Origin of the sequence: Polynucleobacter hirudinilacicola, assembly GCF_002192535.1 — a bacterium.
GTDB lineage: Bacteria > Pseudomonadota > Gammaproteobacteria > Burkholderiales > Burkholderiaceae > Polynucleobacter > Polynucleobacter hirudinilacicola.
Window position 1 is genome coordinate 1091881 of record NZ_NAIA01000003.1, and the last position, 23859, is coordinate 1115739.

A 23859-nucleotide genomic window follows, 5' to 3' on the forward strand; every position below is an offset into this window, starting at 1 on the left:
TGCTTGCATTATTTAGCCTCTTCTTTCCACCAGTTTTGCATAATCCAAGGCTCTGCCTGGTAATACAAAGGTGGCTCTGGGTAACGCATCTCTTTACGGAAGGCTACGCGATGGGTTGGGTTATACCACTGCGGAATAACGTAGTAGCTATTCCAGAGAACGCGATCCAGCGCCCTACAAGCAGCGCGTAACTCTTCTCGATTTTGAGCCTTAGTAATCTCTTCAACTAACGCATCTACCACGGGAGACCGGATGCCGATGATATTGTCAGAGCCCTTCTCCTTGGCAGCCTCACTGCCAAATCGATCCCACAATTCATTACCGGGGTTTTGTGAGTCTGGAAAACGCGTTGTTGTCATATCAAAGTCGTATTCATTCATCCGCTTTTGATACAGAGCAAAATCACTCGTACGAATATCTAGCTGAATGCCTAGCTTTTCTAAGTTACGACTGTAAGCAGAAATCACTCTTAAGAAGAATCCGCCGTTTTCTACCATCTCCATCCGGAAAGGTTCACCCCTTTCATTCCGCAGTGCGCCATCACGGTACTGCCAGCCAGCATGCATCAATAGTTCGCGGGCTTTCTTGAGATTCTGCCGCAGACTATCTGGTGACTTGGTTGAAGGTGGTGCCGGCATCGGACCAAAGACTGCATCAGGCACCCATTGTGGATACTTAGCCTTGAGCGGTCTGAGTAGTTTCAACTCAGCTTCAGTAGGTTTGCGTGGGCCATCAAAGTTGGCACTTAAATCACTATTGGTGAAGTAGCTGTTAATACGGCCATATTGATCAAAAAATATTTGGCGGTTGAGCCATTCGAAATCCAAAGCCAAACCCAATGCTTGACGAACACGCACATCCTGGAAAATCGGTTTGCGTACATTCATGGCAAAACCTTGCATACCAGCACCGTTGTGATTGATAAAGGCTTTTCTTAAAAGCGTTCCATTATCAAACTTGGAACCCACATAACCCTTCGCCCAAATCTTGGCGCGGTATTCCACAATCGCATCAAACTCACCTGCTTTAAATGCTTCGAGGCGAACTGCATCGTCGCTGTACAGCTTGTAGAGCACACGATCAAAGTTATAAAAACCCACCCGCACATTGAGGGGTTTACTTAATTGATCGGCCCAGTATTGGGGGTTGCGCTTGTAGACAATCGACTTACCAGCCTTAAAAGACTCAATCAGGTAGGGGCCGCTACCCACTGGAGCCTCAAAGGCAATCTTCTCAAAAGGAACAATCGTACCGTCAGGTTTCTTTCCCCAGTTACGAGAAAAGATGGGGAGCGTTCCTACCAAGATGGGTAGCTCAGCATTGTTGTTTTTGAAATCAAACCGCACTACTCGCTCGGAAAGCACAATTGCTTCTTTAACATCTGCAAAGGTAGTTTTATAGCGCGGATGTGCTTTGCCACTCATTAAGACATCAAAACTGTGTTTAACATCTGCAGCTAAAACAGGAGTGCCATCCGAAAACTGAGCCTGTGAGCGAATGCGAAACGTTACCGACTTATGGTCTGGAGCCACTGCGATATCTTCAGCTAGCAAACCATAAATACTAGAAACTTCATCTGCACTCCCTTCGGCCAATGATTCAAACATCAAATCAATTCCGGGAGCGGTGACACCTCGGAGCGTAAATGGATTGAACTTATCAAAACTCGTTCTTTGACCTGGATTAGGCAAAGTTAGGGTGCCACCCCTGGGCGCATTGGGATTCACATAATCAAAATGGGCAAATCCATCCGCATATTTCGGTTTACCGTACTGGGAAATCCCTTGAGCTGCCTGTGCTGCATTGGCCCCAAGCGCTACTAGCATGGCGATTAGCAAGAATTGGATGAGGTGGCGAATGGGGCTTAGGGTAGGCATATATGCAACAATTGTAGATAGCTAATCATATTTGAAGCAAAGGACACAACATGGGCTTTCTCTCCGGCAAAAAAATCCTCATTACCGGCCTTCTCTCTAACCGCTCTATTGCCTATGGCATTGCCAAAGCATGTCACCGTGAAGGCGCAGAATTGGCCTTTACCTACGTAGGCGAGCGCTTTAAGGACCGGATTGTCGATTTTGCAAAAGAATTCAATACCGAACTCATTTTTGACTGTGACGTCGGTAGCGATGAGCAGATTTCAGCTCTCTTTCAGGATTTAGCCAAATCTTGGCCTCAATTTGATGGCTTTGTGCATGCGATTGGCTTTGCCCCAAGAGAGGCAATTGCTGGTGATTTCTTGGAAGGCCTCTCTCGCGAAGGCTTCAAAATTGCCCACGACATTTCTGCATACAGCTTTCCTGCAATGGCAAAAGAAGCATTACCGATGTTGCGTGACAAATCCTCACTACTGACATTGACTTACTTAGGTTCAATGAAGAATGTTCCAAACTACAACACCATGGGTTTAGCAAAAGCATCTTTAGAGGCATCTGTGCGTTACCTTGCCGGATCAGTTGGTCCTAAAGGTATTCGCGCAAATGGCATCTCTGCTGGCCCGATTAAAACTTTAGCTGCTTCTGGCATCAAAGGCTTTGGCAAAATTTTAGAAGCCGTAGAGCAAACCGCTCCATTGCGTCGCAACGTCACGATTGATGATGTTGGTAATACCGCAGCATTCTTATTATCTGATTTAGCCAACGGCATTACCGCTGAAATCATCTACGTTGATAACGGCTTTAGCCAAGTTGTTGGTGGAATGGAAGACGCTTGAGCGTTCCACTCAGTGAAGCCCTGAAGTTTTGGGCCAAACTCGGCTTTATTAGTTTTGGTGGTCCAGCGGGACAAATCGCTGTTCTGCACCAAGAGTTGGTTGAGAAGCGTCGCTGGATTTCTGAGCGGCGCTTTTTACATGCACTCAACTATTGCATGCTGCTGCCTGGACCTGAAGCGCAACAGCTAGTAACTTATATCGGCTGGCTCATGCATCGTAGTTGGGGTGGCATTCTGGCTGGCACTCTTTTTGTTTTGCCATCACTCTTTATTTTGATTGCGTTGTCGTGGATTTATCTCACCTTCGGTCAAGTGCCGTGGATCGCCGCAATCTTTTTTGGCATTAAACCCGCCGTAGTTGCGATTGTTTTACATGCAGCTATGCGTATTGGTAAGCGCACCCTTCACAACCAAGCATTAAAGTGGATTGCACTAGTCTCTTTTTTAGCTATCTTCATTTTGAATTTAGCCTTTCCGATCATCGTTCTGATTGCAGCAGCGATTGGTTACTGGGGAGGCAAGCGCTACCCCGAATATTTTCAGCAAACCGGTTCACATGGAAATTCCAAGGCAAGTAATTACGGTAGCGCCATCATCGATGACAATACCCCCACCCCCTTACACGCCCAATTTAATCTTCAGAAAACGATTAAACATAGTGCGATTGCATTTAGCTTGTGGCTATTGCCGATTGCAGCATTGATTGCAATCTTTGGTTGGAAAACGCTCTTCCCGCAAATCGCTTGGTTCTTTACTAAAGCCGCCCTTCTGACCTTTGGTGGAGCCTACGCCGTACTGCCATATGTCTATCAAGGTGCAGTAGATCATTTTCATTGGCTCAGCGCCAATCAAATGATTGATGGTTTAGCGCTTGGAGAAACTACACCCGGACCACTCATCATGGTCGTCGCTTTTGTTGGTTACTTAGCTGGTCATATCCAACATTTAATTGGTAATAGCAATCCATTTTGGTTTGGCGTGCTTGGGGCTTGCGTTGCTACTTGGTTTACTTTTTTACCTTCCTTCTTTTTTATTCTGGTGGGTGGGCCTCTGATTGAGTCTACTCACGGCAAACTAGGGTTTACTGCACCATTGACTGCGATTACTGCTGCGGTAGTTGGCGTCATCGCCAATTTAGGGCTCTTTTTTGCCTATCATGTGTTTTTACCAAGCGGCTTAGGTGCTTCGATTTCCTGGATTTCAATAGTGATCTGCCTATTGGCTGGCTTGGCACTATTCAAATACCAAAAAGGGGTGATTACGGTCCTGGGAGGGTCTGCATTTGCTGGACTTCTCGCCTATCTGGCCGCAGTCTTAATGGGCTAAGCGCTTCCCCAAGGTTGGCATAATGGAACTTATGCGAATCGAACCTCAAACTATCACTCACTTACAAGAATGGCTTGGTAAAACCGAGTCTTTTCAGGATGCCGTTACGGCAGCCCCCGTGCGCGCCTTATCGGCAACCTTAAATCGCGACGATCCTCCGCCTAGTAAGGGCACTTTCTTGCCTGAGCTGTGGCACTGGCTTTATTTTTTGTCCGCACGCACCTCAATCTGAAATTGGTCCTGATGGTCATCCTAAGCGGGGCGGCTTTCTACCACCCGTTCCTCTGCCACGTCGCATGTGGGCAGGCAGTCGCATTGAATGGTTAGCACCACTTTCCGTTGGCGATGAGATTGAACGGGTTTCTAAAATTGAATCCGTTACTCATAAAGCAGGTCGTACCGGTGATTTGATTTTTGTCTTGGTCCAACATCAGATCTCAAATCAAAATGGTCTTGCGATTATTGAAGAGCACGACATTGTTTATCGCGATGCGCCAGGACCGGATGACAAACCAGTTGCTCCTACACCCGCCCCAAGCAATGCTCAGTGGACAAAAACGATTACGCCTGATGATGTCCTGCTCTTTCGCTACTCCGCTCTCACTTTTAACGGTCATCGCATTCATTACGATCGCAAATACGTTACTGAAGTAGAAGGCTATCCAGGATTAATTGTGCATGGCCCTTTGATTGCCACCTTGCTAGTGGATCTAGTACGTCAAAGCATTCCTGGCTGCAAGCTCAAGAGTTTTGAATTCCGTGCAATTCGCCCAACCTTTGATATCAATATTTTTAAGGTATCTGCCAAACCGGATTTAGAAAAAGATCCAAGTGGCAAAACAATTGCTGTTTGGGCACAAGACCATGAGGGCTGGCTCACCATGCAAGCCACTGCTGTTTTGGCTTAATACACTAGCCCTGAATAAAAGGATATTTTTTATGAGTACCGAACACTTATCGCGCGAACTCGCTAGCTTTGCCGCTCATTTAAAAGCGAGTGATATTCCAAGTGATGTGATGAGCCGTGCCGAAGATTTACTAGTAGATTGGTTTGGCTCCGCAATTGCTGGCAAAGGCTCACGCCCTGTTGAAACCATTACCCAGTTTGCGCAAACCATGGGTGGTTTTGATAATAGCCACTCTGGTCCCTCAGAAATTCTGATCTCTCGCAAAAACTCGAGCCCTTTCTTAGCAGCGATGGCTAATGCAGCCGCTTCTCATGTGGCTGAGCAAGATGATGTGCATAACGGTTCCGTATTTCATCCAGCTACCGTGGTATTTCCGCCTGCTTTAGCTTGTGCCCAAGCAATCGGCGCCTCTGGTGAAGATCTGTTAGTGGCATCAGTCGCAGGATATGAAGTCGGTATTCGGGTTGGTGAATTTTTGGGTCGCTCCCATTACAAAGTCTTTCACACCACAGGTACTGCAGGTACGATTGCCGCTGCAGCTGCTGTTGGTCGCCTCTTAAAACTATCGCCTGTACAAATGCTGCATGCCTTTGGCTCAGCCGGCACCCAATCTGCTGGTCTTTGGGAATTTTTGCGTGATGCTGCGGACTCCAAACAACTCCATACTGCGCATGCTGCGGCAACTGGCCTGATGTCGGCATATATTGCTCAAGCTGGGTTCACTGGCGCTGAGCACATCCTCGAGGGCAAACAAGGCTTGGCTGCTGGGATGTCGAGTGATGCAGATCCTAAAAAACTCGTAGATCGATTGGGCACTCGGTGGGCTTTAGCGGAAACTAGCTTTAAGTTTCATGCTTCCTGTCGTCACACCCACCCGGCTGCGGATGCGCTATTGCAAGTGATGATAGCTAACAAACTCAAGCCTAGTGACATTGCCAAAGTAGAAACCTTAGTGCATCAAGGTGCGATTGATGTGTTGGGCCCTGTAACAAATCCTGCCACTGTGCATCAATCCAAGTTTTCAATGGGCACCGTACTTGCTCTAGTTGCCCACTATCAATTTGCTGGCCTTCAAGAATTCGATGAGCACTTTAAGGATGATGCCATTTGCTTATTCCGCGATCGCGTCACCATGATGCTGGATCCAGAAGTTGATAGCGCCTATCCACAACGCTGGATTGGCAAAGTCAAAGTACACCTCAATAACGGACAAATTTTGGATGGGCGCGTTGACGAGCCCAAAGGTGATCCTGGAAACACCTTAAGTCGCACTGAGATTACTGATAAGGCAATGCGCCTTGCTGCTTTTAGCAAAGGTGCAAGTCCTGCTGAGATGAGTAAAGCTATTGATTCCTTGTGGAATATTCGCAAACAAGCCAAAGTAGGCCCTCTACTTCCAAGTAATTAATACACTACACATCATATGAACCCACTTGATACACCATTAGGCTTTTGCAGTAACTTTTTATTTGTACCTGGCACTCGCCCTGAGCGTTTTATAAAAGCACTCGATAGCGGTGCTAGTGGTGTCATTATTGATTTGGAAGATGCAGTTGCTGCCGAAGATAAAGATATGGCTCGCAATGCGATTCGGACAGCTTGGCCTTGCTTTACTGCTGAACAAAAAAAGCGTTTAGTCATTCGCAGCAACTCTCCAGGCAGTAAGTTTTACTCCGCTGATTTAATTCTGGCGCAAGAGCTCGATGTTGCTTGTTTACTCATCCCAAAGAGCGAGTCAGTTGATGAGATGAATGGTGCAGCACTGGTTTTACCAAATACCGCTCTGATTCCGATGATTGAAACTGCCATTGGTTTAGATCATCTTCGCGAAATAGCCAACTCCAATCAAGTGATTCGTCTTGCGTTGGGTAATTTAGATTTGCAGGCAGATCTTGGTATGGTCTGCGATCCACAAGAAACTGAACTGCAAACTGCACGCTATCAAATCGTCTTGGCCTCACGTGTAGCGCAGATTGCCCCTCCTATTGATGGGGTTACGCCGTCGACTGATGATGTCGTCCGCATTCAAGATGATGCTGAGCGCGCTAAGCGTATGGGCTTCGGTGGAAAACTCTGTATCCATCCAAAGCAAGTGGGTATTGTCAAAGCTGCCTTCATGCCCTCAGAAGAAGAAGTAGCTTGGGCAAAGCGTGTCATAGAGGCCGATAAAGCCTCTAAAGGCGGTGCAGTCAAGCTGGATGGACGCATGATTGATCGCCCAGTAGTGTTGCTAGCCCAAAGAACCATTGCGGTTGCTGGTAAACACTAGGTAGCAACCCTCCCCAAAAGACCCAAAAACTGGCAGAATAAGCCTGCATAACAACATGATGGAGACCGAATTGAAGATCAAGAATTTTGTATTTTCTGGAATCACTGCAGCACTCACCGCTGGCGCACTTCTGAGCGGTAATGCCTTAGCGCAAAAAGACTGGCCAACCAAGTCAATTAACTTAGTTGTTCCATTTGCTGCTGGTGGACCGACAGACTCTATCGCACGCCTGATTGCAGTACCAATGGGTCAAGCATTAGGTCAAACAGTGGTGGTAGAAAACGTTCCTGGTGCCGGTGGCACGATTGCCTCTACTAAGGTAGCTCGCGCAGCCCCGGATGGATATACTATTTATATTCATCACATGGGTATGGCTACTGCACAAGCTTTGTATGACAAGCTCCCCTATGACCCAATGACTAGCTTTGAATACGTTGGTCAAGTAGCTGATGTTCCAATGGTGCTCTTGGGTAAAAAAGATTTGCCGGCAAACAACTTTAAAGAACTGGAAGCCTATATCAAGGCTAATGGCTCAAAAGTCACAATGGCAAATGCTGGTCCAGGCGCTGTATCCCAACTTTGCGGCTTGTTATTCCAAAGCCGTATGGGTGTAAAGCTTACGAACATTCCTTACAAAGGAACTGGCCCTGCCCTCACTGACTTATTGGGCGGTCAAGTCGATTTGCTTTGCGATCAAACCACTCAAACCATTCCTTACATCAAGGATGGCCGCGTCAAGGCTTTTGGTACAACTACTATGAAGCGCTTGCCAGCGATTCCTAATGTGCCAACTCTCAATGAGCAAGGACTCAAGGGCTTTGAAGTTAAAGTTTGGCATGGTGTCTACACCCCGAAAGGTGTTCCACAACCAATCTTGGATAAGCTCAATGCTGCTCTGAAGAAGGCGCTCAATAGTCCTGACGTGAAGAAGCGTTTAGAGGATGCCAATATTGATATTGTTCCAGCAAGCAAGGTTTCTGCTAAGGGCTTAAAAGACCATCTTGATACTGAAATCAACGTTTGGGGCCCAGTCATTCGTAAAGCGAATATTCCAGACTAAGCATTACCTGCATCAAATAAAAGGCCAGCATATGCTGGCCTTTTTCTTTAGTTCTGGAAGATTATTATTTACAGGGGTAGCCTTGTCTAAAGAATCTCATCAAGGTTTTAGCAGCGCTCTCTTGATTGAACTGAGGGTTTGCCGCGCTCCAAACCAGAAATTTTTGCAAGATCTCATTGCGGGTTTCGCCTTTATTTGTAAAGCAGATAGATCGCTTTGTATTTGGACTGAGATTGGCTAAATACGATTGGTATATGCCTTCGCCAAAGCCAAAACAAAAACTGCGGCCTTGCTCATCATTTGGATTTTTACAGAGCTCCACAAATGCGCCAGTACTCGCATCGTTTACTGGAAGATCTTTTTGCGCATGTGCACTATGACTAAAGCATACGATGGATGTAATTAGCGCGAGTATTGCTGGGAATTTTTTCATGGCTCTATTCTCTTAATAAGGTTAACGTCTAAATCCACCCATGTGGCCGCCGCCAAAGCCGCCATAACGGCCACCTCCTCCAAAACCCCGTGAGCGATCTTGCTCAGCATCAAAGCGCGCTTGATCTCGCATAGCATTCTCTTGGGCAGCTTCGCGATATACATTCGGATTAGCTCTATCCATCTGCGCATCATTACGCGCCTCTTGATTTAGACGCGCCGCTTGATCTCTTTCTTGTGGGCTCGCGTCTTTCTGAAAAGCACTATTGGCACGCTGAGCATCTGTGCGAGCAGCCTGCCTCTCCTGTGGAGTGGCATTATTTTTCCAGTCGTTCAGTAAGCGCTGCTGGTTAGCAATGCTAGCGGGACCAATAACGGCGCGAGAAGGAGTGCGTCCAGATGGATTAATGGTTGTGGAGTTAATGGTGCCATTAGACCAATTGGGATAGGTCCAAAAATCATCACCAATCGCAAAACCCAAACCAAAAGCCATCATTCCCCAGGCGGGGTCATAAGCAGGATAAGGTGGGTAATCAGGATATGGCCATGGTCCATACACTACCGTAGGGTTGTAGCTGGGGATATAAACCACTTTGACATTGGCTGGGGCAATCAAGATATTGCCGTTGACATCTGTAGTGACAGTGATTTCCTTATTGGACTTCAGTGTGCCGGCGTTCAGAGCCTTTTTTCTTAAGACTTGTACTGCTTTCATAGTGTCAGCTGCTTGGAGCTTATAGGCATTACCAAGGTTTTGAGTCCACTGTAATTTACCGCCCAACATATTGAATGCTTGTGGAAACGATATGAGAGACTTCACGCTATCGTTCCACGATTGCGCCTTCAGCGCGTTTTGCAATGGGTCACCATTCAGGGAGGCATTGCTGTTTCGCCAGTTATAAGCCTCGGCTACTTCTAGCGGATAAGTCGAAGCTAACAACATCAGCGAGAGCAAGGAATCTGGATAAAGTGCTATTGGAGAAACTAAGGACTGCAATTGCGCAGACGAAATCGTTTGTGGAGCTGCGTTATTACTCGGATCCTGAGTGTAATATCCGCTTTGCTGATAAGGGTCAGAATTCATTACACATCCATTGAGGAGGGATCCGCAAGCGATTATCACTAGCGTGTGCAATCCACCTTTTTTACTCCATGCGGAAATACGTGTTTGACTTTCCTGTCTCATACTGGCCTCAATATTGATCTATGCAAATAGCTTAGTAGATTCACCATCTTTTACGAATTTTGCTTGAATACATTAACCCGGTCTAAATAAATAACCAGATCGCGCTTTATCTCTGCGCCTTCTATAAAGCGCCGCGATCAATCCAGTCAGAGCCCAGATAGCTAAGAATGGATCTAGCAAGTAATCCCACAGATTGGCAGACTCATGCCAGTGTCCTGCCCAAGCCAGAATCCCGATGGCAATAATCCATACGCCCTTACTCCAATGAGCAAGTCCGCATACGAGGGCAAAGAACAAAACCGCAATGAAAAATCCAATTGAGCCATAACCCCAAGCATAGGGATCCATCATGCCAAGACCAAGTGCAAGTGGATAAAAAATAATGGCTATCAATGCAAGCGCAAACTTAAATGCGAAGGGGGCTGGCTTATTCTTGGGCAGCAATGAAGTCCATAGCAAGAGCATCGTAACGATACTGAGATCGCCTACCACTCCTCGCACATAGGCAACAAGTGGTAATTCCATACCTAAACCTAAAGGCCAGAAAAATAGGTTAGCAATCAAGAGTATGAGCAATACTTTGACAATAACCGGAAATGGTTGTGCAGACGTTTTTTGTAAGAGCAAAATAATCACAGCTGCACAAGTAATGGACATCTCAATCAAAGCAAAGGTTTGCATTAGGTTATTCATTATTTAACCTCCTGAGAAGCAACTTCTGTTTGGGTCCTAGCAAGCTCACTCTGAGCGTGCTTTAACCAAGCCCCTGAGAAATATCGATGTCGAATCTTCTTGCGATCCCAGGTATAAACCAAATGGGCATCATTACCATCAACGCTAACGAGATATGGATAGGAAAACTCTTTACGCTGACCATCTGGTAATGCTTCATCATTTTCTATTACTTCAACCACCTGCCACTGGTCTGATTTCGCATCGGCCATCAATAACACCAAGCGATATCGGCCTGCTTCAATATTATTGAGCACCAAAATACGTGCGCCGCTACTGAGTTGTAGCCCAGCAACTGCAGAATTGGGATTGGCGATAGGTAAATCTGCGCTTGTCTGCCAAGATTGGCCCGCATTTTGAGTATGACTAGCAATGACTTGTTTTGCTAGCCCTGCACTTCTTGCCTGCCGAAAATATGCGCTGGCATCTTGGGCATCGTTAACAAAAACCATTGGCTGAATAGCGCTACGACCAGAACTCATGCGGCGCTTATCAATGACCTGCCCTGCCTCCACTCTTAAAAACTCACCAAAGCGCCCAACCCACTCGTGATAAGCAGGCAAGCCAAGGCGGCCATCTATAAATGTCACTGCCGGAGACTTCACTAAAGTACTTATATTCATCAAGGGGGAGCTAATCAGGCGCTGTGGATTACTCCAAGTTAAGCCCTCATCATCTGAAATAAGACTAGATATAGAACTACCCGCCCAACCACCAATCGAGACTGTGACAAAAAATAATTGCAAGCGGCCATCGGTCATTCTGGCGGGAACAGGGTTCCCTAATTTAGCGATATAGCGCATTAAGCCTTTTTCAGCACTCACTCTATCCATCACAACTGTTGGTGCGCTCCAACTAGATGCCTTAGGATCAAAGACAGCACTGTTAATCACCACATCCGCGGCGCCTTCCCGGCTGCCCGCAAACCAAAAAGCCCGAACAGCACCATCGTTTAATACAATCAGAGATGCAGCATGTACTGATGGAGCGCCTGTCTCTGGCAACCAAGTGCTAATAGGGCTCGCAATGACTGCCTTACTTGGAGTACTTTGGTTTTTAGATTTTGGAGTTGGCGTAGGCTCTAACTCTTCCTCAGCTGGAGGGGCTATATATGTAGTAAACGGCGCCCAAACCGGACGACTATCAATATGCAAAAAGCCGATTACTGCAGCCAGCAATAAAAAACAGAGGGCAATAACACGACTCATCTACACACATCCTTAACATTAGAAAGATCGGGAGCGATCGCTGGGGTTACCACTAGATACTCATTTACAAAAAGATGCTTGCCGATCTGGCCTTGCAACATCTGAGTAATTTCTTCATCAGAGTGGCGTGCGCGCATCTCCATTCTCTGCCCCACAATCTGACAGGAGTCACATAGCTCCGGCTGAGATCCAAACGGCGCGTGAACTGCAACGATGGGGTATGAACTGATGAGCTTAGCTATATTAGCTGCATCTTTGGCTAAATAGCCATGCAACTTAGCACCAGGCAACAGCAATCGATACTCTTCATCTTTAGCACGGAAATCACAAGGTATCCAAACATCTTTACCTTGAACTTGGGTCATTGTTTCGACTGAATAACGCCCTAGCTTTCCCTCTAAGGGGGCAAGACTACTAGTGAGTGTGCAGTAGGTCAGAAAACATCCTGCCAATGCCAAAGTCTTTGCATAATGAGACTTGATTAAACCAATCAGCACGATGAAAAGACTGGCGGCCATCAAGATCCAATGGCAGTAGGAATAAATCCATGTACCAGAAGTTCCCATAAAGCTAGAGAACTGCAGATTGCTTCCTATCCATAAAAGCAGTGCGAGGATGATTCCCTGGAGCAGTAAGGCAATCCGAAAGCCCCATAAAGGCAAGCGCTCCCAGTGCAGCGCAATTAAAGCAGCAAATGCTGGCATTACCGGTAATAAATATCGGCCAGAACGCTGACTAGGCAGAGTAAACACGATCAAAAATGCAAGGATCAATAGCAATAACAGAACTTCCTCAAGATTGAGGAAGCGACGGCCACGCCAGCATTGCCATAGAGTAGAAATTAATACGAAAGTAAAGAGGCCTGCATTGGCTAGAGTTGTTATGAGCAAGAGCCAAATACTGTCGCCCCCACGCAAGAGGTCTAATAGATAGTTCGAGTTACGGGCAGCAAACTTGCCTGCATTCTCGCCCAGCACAAATTCTTTCCAAACCGCTTCTGGGTTTGGATCAAAGGCAAACCACAAAGCAAAGACCGCTAAAGCTAAAACTCCAGCGATCAAGATCTTATATAGATCATAAGTCAGCGTTTTTGGAATACTCCACTGTCGCCAGCGCCAATAGTAGAGGCCTAGGGCGAATGTAGCTGGAGCGATATAAGCGAACGATTTAGCAAAGAGGGCTAACCCAAAACAGACGCCTGCCAATACTGGGAAAAAGAATTTGGACTCAAAAGCGCTCTTACCCCAATACAGAAGCGCCATAAACGGCAAACTAATCCAAAAGACTTCTGGTGGATCAGCTAAAAATGGGCGGCCATATCGATAAGTTGCAAAAAAAGATAACCAAACCAAGGCGGCTAACAAACCCGTTTGGGTTTTTCCACTAAATCGACGTACGGCTAAAAATAAGAAAAAAGCAGTCAGCCCTGTGTAGAGAACACTAGGCCAACGCAAGTTCAGCAAAGACCATTCGCTTACCCAATGACTACTGGCTATGCCTTGCCAAAAAATTAGAGGCGGCTTGGTATTTTTGATACCGTCCATCTCCGATTGCAGAGGAAGCCAATTTCCAGCATCGGCAGTCATCCGCACAATGTGCATGTAGGGATATTCATCGCCGTTTTTAGGGGCAAATCGACTATCTAAGCCATAAAGATAGGTAAATACACCTAAAAGTAGGATTAAGAAGGCGGAACGGTAAGAAAATGAACCTCGCATTCCTATAGTTTATAGGGCTTGCAAGAAGGCTGGAGAAAACCGACTTGCTCTACTTTTTCACATGAGCTTATGAAAAATGAATCTGAGACAAATCTGACTTTTTGCGAACTTCTTGTTTAAGATGCTGATAAGTAAAAAAGTAATACATTATTCAGAAATAAACCAAATGGAGATGGACCCCATGCGAGCAAAGTATCTCAAACCCGCAATCCTAGCTGCGCTCTATATTGGCTTTAGCCAATGGAGCGGCTCTGCCCTTGCGCAAAATGCCAATGCCAGTAATCTATATAAACGTAGCCTGGCAGCTACTTGCGCTAACTGTCATGGTACCGATGGTAAAGGTGTGCCTGAGGGTGGCATGCCTCTCATCAACACACTTACTAGTGAGCAAATGCTGGCTCAATTAAAAGCATTTAAATCAGGAGCTCGAGAAGGAACTATCATGCCGCAGCTAGCCAAAGGCTACTCTGACGAGCAACTTGAAACTATCGCCAAACAGCTTGGCAAGAAATAATAAGGAAGCCATCATGGATCGTCGACACTTTATTGGTCAGAGCGCAGCAGCGCTAGGTTTACTTGCAGGCTTCTCTGGCGCAGCCCGCGCCAATTTACAGAAGGCAGAAATTTTAGTGATTGGTGGTGGTTACGGTGGTGCAACTGCCGCTAAATACTTGCGCTTATTTTCAAATAACACCGCCAAGGTAACGCTCATTGAGCCAAATGCTTCTTTTGTCTCTTGCCCACTATCGAATTTAGTAGTGGGTGGCTCACGCACCCTCGCAGAGCTTACCTCTCCTTACGATAATCTGAGCAAGCGTCATGGCATCAAGATTATTCAAGATAGTGTGAGCAGCATGGATCCAGACAAGAAGACTGTCAAATTGGCTTCAGGCAAAACTTTGCGCTATGACAAAGTCATTGTTTCTCCTGGCATCACTTTAATGATGAATAGCATTGAAGGATTGGCACAAGCTAATAAAGATGGAGTCACTCTGCAAGCTTGGAAGGCTGGCGCAGAGACTGTTGCTCTTCATAATCAGTTGGCTGCGATGCGCGACGGCGGCACATTTGCCCTGAGCATTCCAGAGGCGCCCTATCGTTGCCCTCCTGGTCCGTATGAGCGCGCTTGCCAAGTAGCGAACTATCTCAAGAAAAATAAACCCAAATCGAAGGTATTGATTTTAGATGCCAACCAAGATGTCACATCCAAGGGTGGACTCTTCAAGAAAGTTTGGGCTGAGCAATATACCGGCATGATTGAGTATTTACCAAAGCACAATGTCACTGCTGTTGATGCAAAAACCAAAACAATCAAACTGGAAGTTCAAGATGACATTAAAGCGGATGTATTGAATTTACTACCCGCTATGAGTGCTGGTGAGATTGCAGTCAAAACAGGTCTTGCAAATTCCAATGGTCGCTGGGTTAATGTCAACTTCCTGAACTTTGAATCTACAGCGCAGAAAGACATACATGTCTTAGGCGACTCTATTCAAATTGCACCAGCAATGCCCAAGTCTGGCCACATGGCTAACCAACACGCCAAAGTAGCAGCCGCAGCAATCGTAGCTGAACTGAGTGGCTGGGAAGTCAATCCAGCACCCGTGCTCACTAATACCTGCTACAGCTTTGTCAACGAGCGTGAAGTTGTTCACGTCGCTAGCGTCCACCAGTACAACGCTGCCGAGAAGACCTTCAAGACCGTTCCTGGCTCCGGAGGGCTGTCCCCAGCACCATCTACCCTTGAGGGTGTATATGCCTGGGGTTGGGCTCACAATATTTGGGCTGATAGCTTGGGTTGATCAAAGCCAACACTTGCAAAAAAAGGGGCCTTTTGGCCTCTTTTTTATTCCTCCAAACCGCATTGAGAAATATACTGGCAAAAATACATTTAGAAACTGGAGAATCGCATGACCCCAAACTCACCAAAAGACGCTTCCAAATTAGAAGCCACGATTGAAAAGTGGACAGTACCGCTTGGTAATCTATTTGTTTCCCTATTCCATCGCATTGCCTTGTTTGGAATTGGTGCAGCAACAGTTTGGTCCGCTGCCGTTGCCTTTATGGGAATGATGAGTAAGGGATCTGCCTCAATTGAAGACTTACTCTTACTATTTATCTATCTCGAGATTGGTGCAATGGTCGGCATTTATTTCAAAACCAATCATATGCCTGTGCGGTTTTTGATCTATGTAGCCATCACTGCTGTGACCCGTCTCATTATTGATTTAGTCAATACTAAGCATGAAGCCGATCTTCCGATTCTCTACATGGGCATCACAATCCTCGTACTTGCTTTGGCAAACGCAGTAGTCCGTTATGCCTCGTTTAAATACCCTAGCAAATCAGGTGAGAACGAATAGCTTATAAAGGTGGGGCCTGGGTTACTTGCTCGGTAGGAGCTTGCATGCCTGGGTCAGCTTGCACTATCTGGTAAGGCTGAACCCCCCGATTCAAGCAGTTGCGAACATAGTCGATGCTAGTACGCAAAGAGTAACACTCGCTCGCTAAGCGTCTAGATACTTGTATTGTGAGCGCCTGATACTCAAGCAAATCCAGCTTCTTTAAATACTCCTCTCGTTGACTTATATCGAAATTAGCTAGCAATTCATACTCAAAAGCCTTCAATTCAGAATATAGACGATTAATTTTATTACGCATTAGCCGTGTTCTATAGCCAGGCAAAGACCTCAGCATTGGATAGCTAATCAATAGGAAAGGCAATAATATAAAGATGAGTCTGTTAGCTAGCTCAGCCAACCAAAATGGTAAATAGTTGGCGATTAGTGGATAGCGATTTTGTTCGTAATGGACTGCAACAGGGCTTTCTGGTAATAGCGAATCTTTAAATGAGGGAAACTCGCCTCGCTTAGCGAAGAAAGATTCTCTGCCGTTGATTTCAGTTGCGGCCTGTAAAAATAGAAATTGAATTGCTGGATGCATGCGATCATCAATCAAGAGATTGGTAGTAGTTGCAACTAGCTTGATATTCTCACTTGGAAAGTCACGCACCAAATTAAATGACCCCTCGGGTACATCGAGGATCTGCAAATAAGGAATCACCTTTGTAAAGGCCTCCGCACGCCTGAAGGTCAGGAGGTGAAAGCTAGGATCTGCGAGTAATGCCTGAATATTTTTAGACTCAATGGCATCTACGATAATGGCGCCATCGATCTCTCCACTTTTGAGAGCGTTAACTACCTGGTCTCCTGAAAAATTCAAAAATTGCAGGTTCGCCCGGTCTATACCAGTAGCCTTAACGATTCGCATAGCCTGGGTGTGGGTACCACTACCTTCAACCCCAATCGATATCTTGTGATTCGCAAAAAATTTTGCGTTTCCATGAAGCACTCGAAGATCACTGCCCTTGACTTCTGGGCCTCTGTAAAAAAACCATATGGGTTCGTAATCAACCGCACCTAATGATTGGATTCCACTCACGCTCTTAGGGTGAGCCACCCCTGCTTGAACAAATGCTGCCTGTACAGGATCATTTCGATCACTTAAACGGGCGAGGTTTTCTTGTGCGCCATTCGTTGGCATCAACTCAAGCACAACCCCTTTTTTTGCAAAATACTCGACGTACTTCTTGCCCAGTACTTCATAAGACCCACCAGATGATCCCGACGCCATCAGCACATGTCTTGGTGGGGGCGGGTCGGCATACCACCAAATACCCATCAAGACCATCAGCAAGAAAATTAATAGCGGCCAAGTCTCTTGTAAAAATTGGATGAAATCTATCCGCTTCTCCTGAGCGCTCTCAGAAAGACCCAGAAAGGTTTCTTTCACATTCTCTTTAAAGCTTCCCATGCACTACCAATCTGCAAAAATGGCAAAAGCTAATGATAATGTCCATATTGATATTCCCACAATAAAAAGCGGCAAACCTATGCTCCAACTCAGAAAATCCCAAGATAGAGGCTATGCTGACCACGGCTGGCTCAAAAGCTTTCATTCCTTCTCTTTTGCTGGCTATCACGACCCTCAATTTATGGGCTGGGGGAACTTAAGAGTCATCAACGAAGATCGTGTAGCAGCCGGTATGGGTTTTGGGAAACACGGTCATCGGAATATGGAAATCATTAGCTATGTTCTCTCCGGTGAACTAGCGCACCAAGATAGTATGGGCAATATCGAAAGCATTCCTCCGGGAGATGTTCAACGCATGAGCGCAGGTTCAGGTGTCACTCATAGCGAGTTCAATCATGCCAAAGATCAAACAACCCATTTCTTACAAATCTGGATTGAACCTAATGTATTAGAAATTGCTCCAAGCTATGAACAAAAGACTATTCCGTTAGTCGACAAGCAAGGCAAGCTTCGCTTAATTGCTTCACCCGATGGGAAAGATGGATCAGTCAAAATATTTGCAGACGCCAGCGTATATGCAGGTCTTTTTGATGGATCCCAGTCTTCAGAGTTACCACTCGACCCAAGCCGTAAAGCTTACGTTCACCTCATCAAAGGATCCTTGCTTGTGAATGGTCAAAAACTAGCTAGCGGTGATGCATTACTCATTGAGAATGAATCCTCCCTTCAAATAAGTAATGGCAATGATGCAGAAGTGCTATTTTTTGACCTGAGTCATTAAAACCCAGCTAGCCTCGGTTTACGATAAGTCCATTACACAAGAACTGACAAGAACATGATTGAAACGTCTGGAAAAAAATTGGCTGGCGCCATTATCCGCTTACACCCTAACGATAATATTGTGGTAGCGCGTATTGATATTGGTATTGGCACAGAAGTACCTAGTGAGAATTTTACAAGCCGCAGCCAAGTTCCTGCTGGCTACAAAATTGCTGCCAAGAAGATTCTCAAGGGTGAGGCTATTCTAAAATACAACGTGACTGTTGGCTTCGCTAATACTGATATTGAAGCCGGCACTATGGTTCACAGTCACAATACAGAGTTTCGTGAATTTGATCGAGACTATGCGTACGCCAGTGAATTTAAACCAACGCAGATGTTGCCAGAGTCTGAGCGCGCTACCTTTCAGGGATATGTCAGAGCAAACGGTAAAGTAGGTACGCGTAATTTCATTGGAATTTTATCTACTGTCAATTGCTCTGCGACCGTAGTCAATAGAATTGCCGACTGGTTTACACCGGAGAGATTAAAAGACTTTCCAAACGTAGATGGTGTGGTGGCATTTAGTCATGACATCGGCTGTGGAATGGAAATGAGTGGTGAGCCAATGGAGTTACTCCGTCGGACTATGGCTGGGTATGCTCGCCACCCCAACCTTGCAGCCGCACTGATTGTTGGCCTTGGTTGCGAGCGCAACCAATTAAAAGGATTAATGGAGCAGGAGGATCTCACTGCAGGCACCAATCTCCATACCTTCATCATGCAGGAGACCGGCGGTACTCGCAAAACGATTGAAGCTGGTATTGAGGCAGTTAAAGCCCTTCTTCCAGAAGCAAACAAAGCCAAACGGGAAACGGTTTCTGCAAGTCATTTGTGTGTTGGCTTGCAATGTGGTGGTTCGGATGGTTTCTCATCTATTACCGCTAATCCCGCATTAGGCGCTGCCATCGATATTCTGTCTCGTCACGGTGGTACTGGAATTTTGTCAGAAACCCCTGAGATCTATGGCGTAGAACACACCCTCACCCGTCGTGCCGCCAGTCAAGCCATTGGTGAAAAGTTGATCAAACGTATTCGCTGGTGGAAAGATGAATACTCCGTTGGTAGAGATGTGCAAATTAATGGCAAAGTAAGTCCTGGCAATCAAATTGGCGGGCTTGCCAATATCTTTGAAAAGTCCTTAGGCTCTTCGATGAAAGGCGGTACTGGCCCCTTAATGGAAGTCTATAAATATGCTGAGCCAGTAACGGCTAAAGGGTTTGTCTTTATGGATACTCCCGGCTTTGATCCCGTCTCCGCTACCGGGCAAATCGCTGGCGGAGCAAACTTAATTGCCTTTACCACTGGGCGAGGCTCCATGTTTGGCTCTAAACCCGCTCCCTGCATCAAGCTAGCTACCAATACCCCAATGTATCAGCGGCTCACCGAAGATATGGATATTAATTGCGGTGAGATTCTAGACGGGACCGTTTCTGTCCAAGAGATGGGGCAACGCATTTTTGAGCTCTTTCTGAGAACAGCCTCTGGAGAGCACTCTAAGAGCGAACTACTGGGCCTGGGAGACTATGAATTTGTTCCTTGGCAAATCGGGGTTATGAGCTAATAGGACTGTAGAATTCATCATTAGCTCAGTAAGAATCAATGTATGAGGATTAATACAGACTTATGAAATTTAGGGATTACTACGAAACACTTGGAGTGGCACGCTCCGCTACCGAAGCAGAAATTAAAACTGCCTATCGCAAGCTTGCTCGCAAATATCATCCAGATGTAAATAAAGAAGCTGGCGCTGAAGAGCAGTTTAAGGAAATTGGTGAGGCCTATGCGGTTTTAAAAGATACCGAGAAGCGCGCAGCATACGATCGCTTTGGCGCTAACTGGAAAAACGGTCAAGATTTCACACCTCCCCCAAATTGGAATGAAGGTTTTGAATATTCCGATAATGGATTTAATGGTGGGCATCCAGGTTATGGTGGCGGCTTTGAGGGTGATCAAAGTGAATTCTTTGAATCCCTCTTTGGCAGAGGAAAGCATCGCCAAGGTGGTCGCGGTGGCCAATCACAACAAGGCATGAACTTCAAAGGTCAAGATCATCACGCCAAAATATTGATTGATCTTGCCGATGCATACAACGGCGCTAAACGGACTATTGCTTTGCACATGCCAGTGCAAGATGCCAGCGGACACGTTAGCACTCAAGAGCGTAAATTAGACGTCAGCATTCCTAAAGGGATTAAGGCCGGTCAAAATCTGCGTCTCTCAGGGCAAGGCGGTCCTGGCATTGGACAAGGTCCTACAGGTGACCTGTATTTAGAGATTGATTTCCATCCAAATGCAATTTATCGAGTAGATGGTAAAGATGTTTTTATCGATCTTCCCCTAGCGCCCTGGGAAGCAGCTCTAGGCACCACAGTCAATGTGCCAACCCCAGCAGGCTCAACACTAGAATTAAAAATCCCAGCAGGCACCGTTGCTGGTCGCAAGATGCGCCTGAAAGGTAAAGGCATTCCAAGTACTGAGCCCGGTGATCTTTATGTAGTCCCCACGATTGCACTGCCACCAGCAAATACAGATTCACAAAAAGAAGCCTATCAACACTTTGAAAAGGCTTTTGATTTCAATCCTAGATCTCACTTGAAGGGATGATGACGATGACAGAGTTAAATGCCACTTGGATCGAAGCGAGTGTTGTCGAAAATGAAGTTCACATGAGTATTGTTGAGCTCTCACATGCCTCCCGCACTCCTCAAGAATTGATTATGTCCTGGGTATCAGAAGGTGTTCTGAGTCCTGCAGGCTCATCTCCCGAAGAATGGCGCTTTAGTGGAGACTCTTTGAGAAGAGCCAAGACCGCAGCACACCTCACGCATGATCTAGAGTTAAATGTTCCCGGTGTTGCCCTAGCACTTGATCTCCTAGATGAAATCGCCCAACTTCGTGCGCGTCTAAACCTTAAATAAGAGGGTTTAAGACTCCGAGCGACTGAGAAGCAGCTCCCAGCGTTGTAGCTTTTGATCTAACTGGGCAGTAATCTCTGTTAAACGAGCCTGCAAACTTGCAGCCAGCTCAGGCTCATTCTTATATAAATCGGGATTGCTCATCGCAATACCGATATCAGCCTGCTCTGTTTCCAGCTCTTCGATTTGCAAAGGCAAGGTTTCTAACTCTTGGCGCTCTTTGCCATTGAGTTTTTGCACGCCACTCTTCACTACTGGCTTAGCCTCTACTTTAGACTCTTGCTTGGCTTCGGCCTTAGGCTCTGCCTTAGCCACAATCTTTGTATTATTGGCGCGGATTTTGTCTGAACGTGCTTTTTGAATCTTCCAATCCTCATAGCCACCTTCGTACTCACGCCAAAATCCACCCCCTTCATGAGCAATGATGCTGGTGACTACGTTATCCAAGAAATAACGATCATGACTTACTAAAAAGACGGTGCCCTTATAGTCTTGCAGTAATTGCTCGAGCAAATCTAGGGTATCAATATCCAAATCATTGGTTGGCTCATCTAACACCAGGACGTTTGCTGGTCTTGCAAACAAACGGGCCAATAGCAAACGATTGCGCTCGCCACCTGATAAAGTGCTCACCGGTGAATTGGTCCGCTCTGGTGCGAATAAGAAATCGCTCAAATAACTCTTAACGTGTTTTTTATTGCCATTGATTTCAATCCATTCGCTGCCTGGGCTGATATAGTCTTCAAGCGAAGCATTGAGGTCAAGGCCTTCGCGCATTTGATCAAAATACGCCACTTCAATGCGAGTGCCCATAGTAGCGCTTCCTGAATCAGGCGCAATGGTTCCCAGAATCAATTTAAGCAGCGTTGTCTTGCCGGCACCATTGGGACCAAGCAAGCCGACTTTATCGCCACGCAAAATAGTTGCCGTGAAGTCCTGCACAATCGGTCTATCGTAAGACTTGCTGACGTTTTGAAGATCGGCCACAATCTTGCCGCTGCGATCACCGGCCGAGACAGCTAGCTTCACTTGACCCATGGCATCTCTGCGTTCAGCGCGGCTAGTGCGAAGTTTTTCTAGGCGGGCAATGCGGGCTACGCTTCGTGTGCGGCGAGCCTCAACCCCTTTTCTGATCCACACCTCTTCTTGGGCTAGCAACTTATCCGCTCTAGCATTCGCTAAGGACTCAGCATTGAGCTCTTGCTCTTTGAGAACCTCATATTGCGTAAAATTACCGGGATAGCTGCGCAAGATGCCACGATCTAGTTCCACAATTTGTGTGCAGACATTATCTAAGAAGGCACGGTCATGGGTAATCAGAATGACAGAGCCTTGATATTCCTTTAGAAGCTCTTCTAACCAAGCAATGGAATCTAAATCCAAATGGTTAGTGGGCTCATCTAAGAGCAAGACATCAGGCATCTCCACTAAAGCACGTGCGAGTGCTACCCGTTTTTTGGTTCCGCCAGATAAGGTACTGATTTTGACATCTGCCTCTAAATGCAGGCGATCTAGAGTTTCATGAACGCGTTGCTCCCAATTCCACCCGCTCAGTGCTTCTAATTGAGATTGCACTTCATCTAAACGGTGATGAGAGGCATCATCCCAGTCGCCCACACTCAGCGCCTCATATTCTTCACGCAGGGCCTTAGCCTGGGCTACACCCTTGGAGACGGCATCAAATACGGTTTCTTCAGCATCAAAGATGGGCTCTTGAGGAACGTAAGCAATTCTGAGGCCTTGCTGATATTGCAAAAGCCCATCATCCATTTTTTCAATACCAGCCAAGATCTTCAAAAGAGAAGATTTACCAGTGCCATTGCGCCCAATTAAGCCAACACGCTCACCCGATTCCAGTGAAAAAGCAGTATTTGCGAGGAGGTCTACGTGGCCGAAAGCCAGTTTTGCATCAGTAAGTACGATTAAAGCCATGGCGACATTATCGTCACTTCTAAGAAAGAGGAGTGATTTCTGGAATTGCCCAAAAAATAGGGCCCCTCAGGGGCCCCACCTCAAGAACCAAGAACTACATTCTTAGAACTTATAAGTTACACCAACGGCTGGCATCCAAGGATTTAAAGTCAGCTTTCCTCCATCAGCACCCGCAGCGGTAGTGACGTTTGTCGACATGGTGGCATATTTCAAGTCAAGGTTAAGACCCCAGTTTTTATCAAACATATAGTCCATACCAATTTGACCAACCGCACCAAAACTCGAGTTATCAACTGAATATGCTCCATTGCCGAGATTATTACGGCTTGTGAAGATGGTGTAATTCACGCCAGCGCCGATATATGGCTTGAACGCACCAAAGTTCGTGAAGTGATACTGAAGCAATAAGGATGGTGGCAGGGCCTTAATGGAGCCTAATTTTGTTTGGCTAGATGTGTAATTGATGTCGATTGTTTGTGGGTATGTCAATACTAATTCTGCAGCGATATTTTTAGTAAAGAAATAGGAGACATCCAGCTCTGGAATAACTTTATTGGCCGCTTTTACATCAGCACCTTGAACAACAGCACCAGATTGACCATTTTGCCAAAGCAAATCAACGGCACGTACACGCACCATCCATGGATTCTCTTCTGCAGATTGCGCATGCGCTGCAATTGGGGCTAAGGAAGCTACGGTAGCCATTGCTACTACTAGTGATTTAAGACGCATGATGATCCCTCTTTCTGTTATCAATTTCGATGAGATTATTTTCGAATTGATGCAGCGTGAGGAGTTTGATGTAAATCAAATGCAATGATGCTGT

The 23859-nt window shown here is 46.2% G+C and carries 21 protein-coding genes and 1 pseudogene; 13 read left to right on the forward strand and 9 right to left on the reverse strand.

Annotation, left to right across the window (positions count from 1 at the left end):
* Window positions 1–8: 8 nt before the first annotated feature.
* Window positions 9–1877: an extracellular solute-binding protein gene (locus B6A14_RS09530; RefSeq protein WP_087910215.1), complete on the reverse strand. Its 1869-nt coding sequence runs from the start codon at window positions 1875–1877 to the stop codon at window positions 9–11.
* 50 nt (window positions 1878–1927) lie between these two features.
* On the opposite strand from B6A14_RS09530, the gene fabI reads away from it, so the two are divergent.
* The 6 genes and pseudogenes from fabI to B6A14_RS09560 all read left to right on the forward strand — a co-directional run bounded on the left by fabI (window position 1928) and on the right by B6A14_RS09560 (window position 8275).
* Complete coding sequence (fabI, locus tag B6A14_RS09535) at window positions 1928–2713, forward strand: enoyl-ACP reductase FabI (RefSeq protein WP_087910216.1); 786 nt, start codon at window positions 1928–1930, stop codon at window positions 2711–2713.
* The gene (gene chrA / locus B6A14_RS09540; protein WP_087910217.1) at window positions 2710–4038 is read left to right on the forward strand and encodes a chromate efflux transporter; all 1329 of its coding nucleotides are present in this window, start codon (window positions 2710–2712) and stop codon (window positions 4036–4038) included. The genes fabI and chrA overlap by 4 nt, the downstream gene beginning before the upstream one ends.
* A 22-nt stretch (window positions 4039–4060) precedes the next feature.
* Window positions 4061–4946, forward strand: a pseudogene (locus B6A14_RS09545) (FAS1-like dehydratase domain-containing protein).
* A 31-nt stretch (window positions 4947–4977) separates the two neighbouring features.
* The gene (locus B6A14_RS09550; RefSeq protein WP_087910218.1) at window positions 4978–6354 is read left to right on the forward strand and encodes an MmgE/PrpD family protein; all 1377 of its coding nucleotides are present in this window, start codon (window positions 4978–4980) and stop codon (window positions 6352–6354) included.
* A 15-nt stretch (window positions 6355–6369) separates the two neighbouring features.
* The gene (locus B6A14_RS09555) at window positions 6370–7215 is read left to right on the forward strand and encodes an HpcH/HpaI aldolase/citrate lyase family protein (RefSeq protein WP_087910219.1); all 846 of its coding nucleotides are present in this window, start codon (window positions 6370–6372) and stop codon (window positions 7213–7215) included.
* Window positions 7216–7270: 55 nt separating this feature from the next.
* Complete coding sequence (locus tag B6A14_RS09560; RefSeq protein WP_407947069.1) at window positions 7271–8275, forward strand: Bug family tripartite tricarboxylate transporter substrate binding protein; 1005 nt, start codon at window positions 7271–7273, stop codon at window positions 8273–8275.
* 64 nt (window positions 8276–8339) lie between these two features.
* Here B6A14_RS09560 and B6A14_RS09565 read toward each other — a convergent pair whose 3' ends face one another.
* The 5 genes from B6A14_RS09565 to B6A14_RS09585 all read right to left on the reverse strand — a co-directional run bounded on the left by B6A14_RS09565 (window position 8340) and on the right by B6A14_RS09585 (window position 13551).
* Complete coding sequence (locus tag B6A14_RS09565; protein WP_087910220.1) at window positions 8340–8708, reverse strand: Rap1a/Tai family immunity protein; 369 nt, start codon at window positions 8706–8708, stop codon at window positions 8340–8342.
* A gap of 21 nt (window positions 8709–8729) precedes the next feature.
* Window positions 8730–9791, reverse strand: coding sequence for a DUF3300 domain-containing protein (locus B6A14_RS09570; RefSeq protein WP_161491128.1), 1062 nt, complete (start codon window positions 9789–9791; stop codon window positions 8730–8732).
* A 174-nt stretch (window positions 9792–9965) separates the two neighbouring features.
* Window positions 9966–10586, reverse strand: coding sequence for a hypothetical protein (locus B6A14_RS09575; RefSeq protein WP_087910222.1), 621 nt, complete (start codon window positions 10584–10586; stop codon window positions 9966–9968).
* A complete protein-coding gene (locus tag B6A14_RS09580; protein WP_087910223.1) occupies window positions 10586–11833 on the reverse strand; it encodes a sialidase family protein in 1248 nt (415 codons plus the stop codon). The genes B6A14_RS09575 and B6A14_RS09580 overlap by 1 nt, the downstream gene beginning before the upstream one ends.
* Window positions 11830–13551, reverse strand: coding sequence for an ArnT family glycosyltransferase (locus B6A14_RS09585; protein WP_087910224.1), 1722 nt, complete (start codon window positions 13549–13551; stop codon window positions 11830–11832). Before B6A14_RS09585 ends, B6A14_RS09580 begins: the two co-directional genes overlap by 4 nt.
* Before the next feature lie 181 nt (window positions 13552–13732).
* Here B6A14_RS09585 and B6A14_RS09590 point away from each other — a divergent pair, with 181 nt between their 5' ends.
* The 3 genes from B6A14_RS09590 to B6A14_RS09600 all read left to right on the forward strand — a co-directional run bounded on the left by B6A14_RS09590 (window position 13733) and on the right by B6A14_RS09600 (window position 15914).
* Window positions 13733–14065, forward strand: coding sequence for a c-type cytochrome (locus B6A14_RS09590; RefSeq protein WP_087910344.1), 333 nt, complete (start codon window positions 13733–13735; stop codon window positions 14063–14065).
* Window positions 14066–14078: 13 nt separating this feature from the next.
* Entirely contained in the window at window positions 14079–15353 is a 1275-nt protein-coding gene (locus B6A14_RS09595) for an NAD(P)/FAD-dependent oxidoreductase (RefSeq protein ID WP_087910225.1), read from the forward strand.
* A gap of 108 nt (window positions 15354–15461) precedes the next feature.
* Window positions 15462–15914 carry a phosphate-starvation-inducible protein PsiE gene (locus B6A14_RS09600; RefSeq protein ID WP_087910226.1) on the forward strand — a complete coding sequence of 151 codons (453 nt, stop codon included), beginning with the start codon at window positions 15462–15464 and terminating at the stop codon, window positions 15912–15914.
* Window position 15915: 1 nt separating this feature from the next.
* Here B6A14_RS09600 and B6A14_RS09605 read toward each other — a convergent pair whose 3' ends face one another.
* Entirely contained in the window at window positions 15916–17364 is a 1449-nt protein-coding gene (locus B6A14_RS09605; RefSeq protein ID WP_087910227.1) for a TAXI family TRAP transporter solute-binding subunit, read from the reverse strand.
* A gap of 79 nt (window positions 17365–17443) precedes the next feature.
* Here B6A14_RS09605 and B6A14_RS09610 point away from each other — a divergent pair, with 79 nt between their 5' ends.
* The 4 genes from B6A14_RS09610 to B6A14_RS09625 all read left to right on the forward strand — a co-directional run bounded on the left by B6A14_RS09610 (window position 17444) and on the right by B6A14_RS09625 (window position 21104).
* On the forward strand, window positions 17444–18145 hold the full coding sequence (locus B6A14_RS09610; RefSeq protein WP_087910345.1) for a pirin family protein: 702 nt from the start codon (window positions 17444–17446) through the stop codon (window positions 18143–18145).
* A gap of 54 nt (window positions 18146–18199) precedes the next feature.
* Entirely contained in the window at window positions 18200–19747 is a 1548-nt protein-coding gene (locus tag B6A14_RS09615; protein ID WP_087910228.1) for a UxaA family hydrolase, read from the forward strand.
* A gap of 62 nt (window positions 19748–19809) precedes the next feature.
* Window positions 19810–20790, forward strand: coding sequence for a DnaJ C-terminal domain-containing protein (locus tag B6A14_RS09620; RefSeq protein WP_087910229.1), 981 nt, complete (start codon window positions 19810–19812; stop codon window positions 20788–20790).
* Window positions 20787–21104: a chaperone modulator CbpM gene (locus B6A14_RS09625; protein WP_330831798.1), complete on the forward strand. Its 318-nt coding sequence runs from the start codon at window positions 20787–20789 to the stop codon at window positions 21102–21104. Before B6A14_RS09620 ends, B6A14_RS09625 begins: the two co-directional genes overlap by 4 nt.
* 6 nt (window positions 21105–21110) lie before the next feature.
* Here the strand turns inward: B6A14_RS09625 and B6A14_RS09630 are convergent, their stop codons facing one another.
* Together B6A14_RS09630 and B6A14_RS09635 are read right to left on the reverse strand one after the other, a co-directional pair.
* Window positions 21111–23033 (reverse strand): ATP-binding cassette domain-containing protein, encoded by a 1923-nt coding sequence (locus B6A14_RS09630; protein WP_087910230.1) that lies wholly within the window; start codon window positions 23031–23033, stop codon window positions 21111–21113.
* 102 nt (window positions 23034–23135) lie between these two features.
* Window positions 23136–23765, reverse strand: a complete 630-nt coding sequence (locus tag B6A14_RS09635; RefSeq protein ID WP_087910231.1) for an OmpW/AlkL family protein — start codon at window positions 23763–23765, stop codon at window positions 23136–23138.
* Between the last annotated feature and the right edge of the window lie 94 nt (window positions 23766–23859).